Annotated in this window: 3 protein-coding genes; 1 reads left to right on the top strand and 2 read right to left on the bottom strand. The window is 76.5% G+C overall.

Annotated features, from left to right (window positions below; translation table 11 throughout):
- Nucleotides 1–675: 675 nt before the first annotated feature.
- On the top strand, nucleotides 676–1,560 hold the full coding sequence (locus tag FMEAI12_RS35950) for a ribokinase (protein ID WP_235015159.1): 885 nt from the start codon (nucleotides 676–678) through the stop codon (nucleotides 1,558–1,560).
- 81 nt (nucleotides 1,561–1,641) lie between these two features.
- Here the strand turns inward: FMEAI12_RS35950 and FMEAI12_RS35945 are convergent, their stop codons facing one another.
- Together FMEAI12_RS35945 and FMEAI12_RS35940 are read right to left on the bottom strand one after the other, a co-directional pair.
- Entirely contained in the window at nucleotides 1,642–1,860 is a 219-nt protein-coding gene (locus FMEAI12_RS35945) for a hypothetical protein (RefSeq protein ID WP_131626842.1), read from the bottom strand.
- A gap of 309 nt (nucleotides 1,861–2,169) precedes the next feature.
- Nucleotides 2,170–4,287 carry a DNA polymerase gene (locus FMEAI12_RS35940; protein WP_235015158.1) on the bottom strand — a complete coding sequence of 706 codons (2,118 nt, stop codon included), beginning with the start codon at nucleotides 4,285–4,287 and terminating at the stop codon, nucleotides 2,170–2,172.
- Nucleotides 4,288–4,548 lie beyond the last annotated feature (261 nt).

Genomic DNA, 4,548 nt, shown 5'->3' with positions numbered 1-4,548 from the left:
GTCTACGCCGCCGCCGGCGGCCGCGCAATCGGGAAGCGGGCCTGCCGGCGGCGGCGTAGACGGGGGGAGCCGGCCGGCCGGTGCTCCGGGTATGCCGATGTCCCCGAGCCCGGAGATCACCGTCCTGTGTCTGACCGCGGATCGGCGGGTCGTGCCCGCGAGTGGGAACACGCCCGTCCGCGCCGTGGCTACGGCCTCGGTCAGGAGCGGTCGGTCAGGAACGGATGGACGGGCGGGCGGCGCCGGTAGCCGCGGCGGCAGACCCGGCCAGTGCGACCCGTCGGACGTCCTGGCGTGCCGTGGCCGGCCGTCGCGGGCCGCTCAGCGGGGGCGACAACAGGCGGTGGTGAGGAGACCGAAATCGACGAACCGCCGACGGGTCAGCACCGACCGGGCGGCTGGCACGCGCGCCGCATACCGGAGCGACGCCGCGCCCCGAGCCACGCACGGCCCGTGCGCACTCGCACCCAGGTTCCCCGACATGTCCATCAGAATGGTGGAGAAGAGGGATGGTGTCCAGCGTCAAACCGCGATCGAACTGATCGGTAAACGTGATAGATCACGGATTGCGTCGCAGGTGGTGAGGCCGGGGCCGGATCCGGCCTGGAGGCAGGCAGGGGTGTTCGGGACACTCGCGGTATGGCGACACGCCACTCCGCGCGGCGACGGCCTCCGGTGACCATCGCCGTCCTCGGCAGCGCGAACATGGACCTGGTGGTCCGTCAGCCGCGCCTGCCCCGCCCCGGCGAGACGCTGTTCGGCTCCTCGTTCACGGCCGTCCCCGGGGGGAAGGGGCTCAACCAGGCGGTCGCGGCGGCCCGCGCGGGCGGCCGGGTCCGGTTCGCGGGAGCCGTCGGCGACGACGAGTTCGGGGCCGCGCTCCGCGCGCGGCTGGCGGCCGACGGGGTCGACACCGCGGCGCTGGCGACGGTCGGGGCGCCGACCGGAGTCGCGGCGGTCTCCGTCGTCGACGGAGGCGAGAACAGCATCGTCGTCGTCCCCGGAGCGAACCAGGCCGTCATGGCGCTGGACGACGCCACCCGCGACCTGATCGCACGGTCCGGCCTTCTCGTCACACAGTTCGAGCGTCCGCTGGGCCTGGTCGGGGAGGCCCTGGCGGCCGCCCGTGCCCGCGGCGTCACCACGGTGCTCACTCCCGCGCCCGTCCTGCCTGTCCCCGCGGACCTGCTGGAGCTTGTCGACATCCTCGTCCCCAACGCGGCGGAGGCCTGCGAGCTGGCCGGGACCGACGACGAGACGGCCGCCGCCCGCGCGCTGAGCCGGACCGCCGGAACCGTGGTGCTGACCCGCGGCCCCCGAGGCGTGCTCGTGGCCCGCGGCGGCGCCGTGCTCGCAGAGGTGCCCGCGCGCCCGGTCGAGGCGGTCGACACCACGGCCGCCGGCGACACCCTCGCCGGCGTCATGGCGTCCGTGCTGGCGGCCGGGCAAGGCTTTGATCAGGCGGTGCGGGTGGCGGTCATCGCGGCGTCGATCGCGGTGACTCGCCCGGGCGCCTCCTCCTCCATGCCGACCTGGGCCGAGATCGCCGCGCTGCTCTGAGATCGCCGTGTGCCCTGGGACCGGCGCGGTCAACCGCCGCATGGTCGGCTGCCGCGTGGTCCACCTCCGCGGCGGTGCGGGTCACGGCTGCGCCGTCCACTCGGTACCGCAGGCCGTGCAGGTCTGGACCATGGTGCGGCTGAGCGAGCCGGCCCGGCGGGTGACGAGCGCGTCCGCCGGGTGCGGGCACGGCTCGGCGGGGGCCGCGCCAGGGTCGGCGGGGGCCGCGTCCGGCGTCGAGCCCGGGGCCTTGCGCGCCCGCCGCTGGAGGGCGGTGAGGGCCTGCCGCCAGGCGGTCACGGGGTGGCCTCCGGCACGAACCGCCACCGCTCGCGGCAACCACCGGGCGTCGCCGGCCACCTGTCGGGCGTGAGTCGCACCATGGTTATGAGGCGCGCCAGGGCCGTAGGTCGCGCCAGGGTCAAAGGGCAGTTCATCACCTCACCAACGTCCCACATGGGTAACGCCGGGCCGGAGCGCAGCGCCGAAGCCATGAAGTAGCCTTTCGGTCACTCCTCGGGCACTGTGTCGGTCGGGCACTGCGCCAGTCGGGCACTACGCCGGGCCGCCGAGGGCTTCGCCCTGCTCGCGACGCCGTGCGGGCGGGTGTCAGGCCTTGGCATCGGACCACCGCCGCACAACCGCGATGTCGACGACGAAACGGACCCCGCTGCCGGCGGCCCAGTATCCGGCGGTGGCGTCCAGCGCCCGGCGGGTCGCCTCCGCCGCCGCCTCCGCCCGCGGGGCCGGCACGTGCAGCAGCAGCTCGTCGTGCAGGCAGAGGACGATCGCGCCGCCGAGCGGGGCGATCGACTGGCGTACCGTCACGGCCCACGCCTTGAACAGCTCGGCGGCCGCGCCCTGCACGACGGCGTTGCGCGCGAACCGGCCCCAGGCCATACCCACCCTGTTCTCGTCGGCGCCGTCGTCCACCGCGGCGAACCGCAGCGGGACCCGCCGCCCGCCGAACGTCCGCAGCCGCGCCTGTGGGTCTGTGACCGGTGGGTTCGGCGGTGGCCGGCCCAGGGCGGCGGCCCGGCCTGTGGCGTCGGCGGCGTCCAGGTACGCCAGCGCGACCGGGTAGGTCTCGCGCATCTGCCGCAGGGCCTGGCCGGCGACGCCGGTCGTCTGCCCGTACATCGCAGCGAGCACCGCGACCTTCGCCGTCGGCCGGTCGACGCCGAGGCTGGCCGCGACCGGGGCGTAGAGGTCGTCCTGCCGGGTCGCCCTGGTCAACTCCGGGTCGCCGGAGACCACGGCCAGCACCCGCGGCTCGATCTGGCCGAGGTCGGCGCGGACGAACCGGTACCCCGGCTCGGCGATCACCACGACCCGCAGGTCGGCCGGCAGGTTGTGCAGGCCGGCGGCCGCGGTCATCCGGCCGGCGGCGCCGTCGCTGCCGCGCCACTCGCCCCGTAGCCGGCCGTCGGCGCCGACATGGGTGTCGAGCCACCGGTACCCGTAGGTCGTCGCGATCCGCTCGGCCTTGCGCCAGGCGAGCAGCGCCTCGACGACAGGGTGGACACCGCGCAGCGCGCTCAGCCGGCCCGACCGGGTGTCCGGCACGTCGATGCCCACCGCGGCGAGCGCGGACCGGACCGCCACCGGGTTGCGCAGGTCGACCGACGTGCCGAGGTGGCGCAGGACGGGGGCGTCCCGGGCCCGCCGGGCAGCCGCGCCCGCGGCGTCGCCGTCGGGCCTCGGCCCGATCGCGGCGGCGATCGTCGCCTCGGCGGTCGGCCGGTCCACCGGCAGGCCGTCCCGTCGCAGTTCGCGGGCGAGGAGCTCGGCGCCGGACTCGGCCCGCGCGGTCAGGACGGCCAGCGGGAGCCCGGCCGGCCGCGCCCGCGGGTCGGGCAGTGCGCGCAGCGCCTCGTCCTGAGCGGCCGTGACGGTGAGGGCCAGCTGGGCGAGCCGGGTGGCCCGGGCCAGCTGGGCGCCCGTCCCGCCCGGGCCCGCGCCGCGCAGCGTCTCCTCGGCCCAGCCCGGTCGGAGCTGGCCGTCCGGGCCGATCGGATCGTCGGCCTCGCCGTCACCCGGGCCGCCCGGGTGATCGACCAGGGCGAGCAGGTCGAGCTGGCCGTCGGCGCGGGGCCGGGGCGGTGGCGGCGGGAGTGGCAGTCCGCGTGCGCCGGCCCAGACCGCCGCCGGATCATCCCGGTGCCCCCCGTGCAGGACGCGGTGCGCCGCCGCGAGATCCCAGCACACGGCGGGAACGGGACTGCGCCCGGGACCGGTGTCAGCGCCGGGGCCGGCGTGGGTGCCGGGGCCGACGTAGGTGCCAGAGCCAGCGCGGGGTCCGGCGATTGTGCTGGTACCTGACCTGGTCAGCAGTGCCCCGGTGCTGTGTGCCGACCACCAGACCCACCGGGGGGCGAGGGCGCGCTCCACTTCGGCCAGGACGGCGGCCGGGTCGGCGGGCTGGGCCCAGACGGCGCCGGCGCACGCCAGCGCCACCGCGACATCCGAGACCGGGACCACCGCCACCAGGCCGCCCCGGCCCACCCCGGCCGCCCGCAGCGCGGCCACGGCGCCGGCCCCAGCGCCAGCCGCGGCACCAGAGCCAGAGCCAGCGCCAGCGCCAGCGCCAGCACCAGCGCCAGCGCCAGCGCCGGCGCCGGCGCCCGCGGCGGCCGGCGTGCGGGCGGGACGGGAAGTGGGGACCACGCGGTCATCCTCTCCCGCCGCACTGACAGAAATCCCGGGACGGGTGCGGGATCTACGCATGCCAGATTCCGGCGCGCACGCCGCCTGCTCGACGACGCGGCCACCACGGCTCACGGTCGATCCTGGGGTTCCGCGGAACCGCGGAGCGCCAGGGCAGGCCGTGACGCCAAGCTACTTCGGCTCAGTACTAACGGGGCTTCGCCCCAGCCCGACGAGCATGTTGCTGTGGTCCGGCTGTGATCGTGGGCTCCGGCCGGGCGGTGTGACGGGTTGACGATGAACCCGCCTGTGATGCCGCTACCTGGCGGCGGTTGGCCTGAG

The sequence above is a fragment of the Parafrankia sp. Ea1.12 genome (assembly GCF_900465275.1).
GTDB lineage: Bacteria > Actinomycetota > Actinomycetes > Frankiales > Frankiaceae > Parafrankia > Parafrankia soli.
This window is presented reverse-complemented; position numbering and strand designations above follow the sequence as displayed.

What these genes read in the sequence shown, in the direction of transcription:
- FMEAI12_RS35940 (WP_235015158.1), bottom strand. Translation starts at nt 4,287, where the DNA reads ATGCGTAGATCCCGCACCCGTCCCGGGATTTCTGTCAGTGCGGCGGGA.